We start from the raw sequence: 1,665 nt of genomic DNA, 5'->3' as shown, positions 1-1,665 counted from the left end.
GTGGTGGCGTGCGTGAGGCGAGTCGCTCGAGGTTGATGGCGATGCCGGTCAGCACGTGTTGGACGTGGGTCTTGCGAAGACCGTGGTAGCGGCTGCGCCGTGCTTGGTGTCCGTTGACGAATTCACAGATGGTTCCTTCCACTCCGGACCGGGTGGCGTAGGGCTGCCGCCACTGGAGGTCTTGCTGGTCGGTGCGGTTACGGATCTGGAGTTCGTGCAGATGGCGGGGGAGGAAGTTCACGGTGCGAGCCGAGGTCCCCCGCGTGCAGGCGGAGCGGTCGGGGCAGGGGTTGCACTGTTGTGGGTGGAACCGGGCGACGGTGTAGGGAGCCATGGCGGGCGGTGTGATCCAGTTCTTTGCGGTCTGGCCGTTGGGGCAGATGACGTGGCGGTGGTCAAAGTCGATGGTGAAGTCGTCCCGGGTGAAGCCGGTCTGTTCCTTCTTCTGCCATGCCCCGTTGGCCTTGACCGGTCCGATGAGCTGGATCTGATGATGGAGGGCGGAGCTTTCCAGCAGAGCGACGGAGAGGTAGCCGCCGTCGACCAGGTGCTGGCGGGGCAGCAGCCGGCGCTGGCGGAGCCGGGTGTGGATGCCGGGCAGGGCTTGGGTGTCCCTGGTCGGGCTGGTGGTGGCGATGTCCGTGATCAGGTTGGCGTTCCCGCCGGGGTCGCAGGTCTCGGTGACGTGCACCAGATAGCCGCTCCACCGGGTGTTGCCGCGGATGGCCCGGCGGGTCTGGCAGTCGTAGGGCGAGACGATCCGCCGGGCGCCCTTGGGCTGGCCGTCCTTCTCGGTGCGCGGTCGCAGGAGGCCGCGGGCATCGATGAGGAAGTTCTGGACGAGGATCTGCCGCAGGGCCTCCATGCGGGGGCCGCGCCGGTGGGACGGCAGGCACTCAAGGAGCCGGTGGGCGTCCGCTCCGGCCTGCTTGAGACGGGTGACGGGGTGCGTGGGCTGGCTGGGTAGACGGACAGGCCGTCCGTAACGGGTGGCCCAGTCGGCGTCCACCAGCCCGTCCAGGATCTCGGGGACGTCCCGGGCGGCCTCCTGCAGCGCAGCACGGACCGCTTCGAGGACCATCTCCAGGCGGGTGAGGTCTCGCGCGGCAGCCAGGACCTGCGTGGAGTCGGTGCGCTGCCGGCCGCGTTCGGTGACCAGGCCAGCCTTGCGCATCCGCTCCAGCGCCAGGGACAGCAGCCGGTCCGCGCGCTCGTCCTCGCCCAGGCGTTCCCGGAAGTCGCTCAGCACACTGTGGTGGAAACCGGGATCGTCCAGCTCCAGGGCCAGGGCGTACTTGAAGTCGATGCGGCACCGGACCGCCTCAGCCACCTGCCGGTCCGAGAGGTTGAGCAGGAACTGCAGCACGCACACTGTGGCCAGTTGGGCAGGGGAAAGTCCGGGGCGGCCATCGCGTGGGTACCAGGAGACGAAGTCCCGGTCGTTCCACAGCCCGCCGAGGTGGTCGCGCACCCACATCGCCGTTGTGCCGCGAGGGTTGCTGGCCCGTGCCATCCGAGCCGTGAGCTCTGGCACCATCGCACCGGACCGGGGACGAACGGACACTGATCACCTCGGGAAGCCAGGACTACACGAACCATCCGAAGTGTCCTGAACCACCGACGGCGCCGTCCCGGGAATCTCAAGATCCCCGACAGAGTCGCTCA

Annotated in this window: 1 protein-coding gene; it reads right to left on the bottom strand. The window is 68.5% G+C overall.

Annotation, left to right across the window (positions count from 1 at the left end):
- On the bottom strand, positions 1-1,477 hold a 1,477-nt coding region (locus ACFYXC_RS41845; RefSeq protein WP_389558401.1), incomplete at its 3' end, for an IS1182 family transposase.
- Positions 1,478-1,665 lie beyond the last annotated feature (188 nt).

The sequence above is a fragment of the Streptomyces sp. NPDC002701 genome, assembly GCF_042889045.1.
Lineage (GTDB): Bacteria > Actinomycetota > Actinomycetes > Streptomycetales > Streptomycetaceae > Streptomyces.
This window is presented reverse-complemented; position numbering and strand designations above follow the sequence as displayed.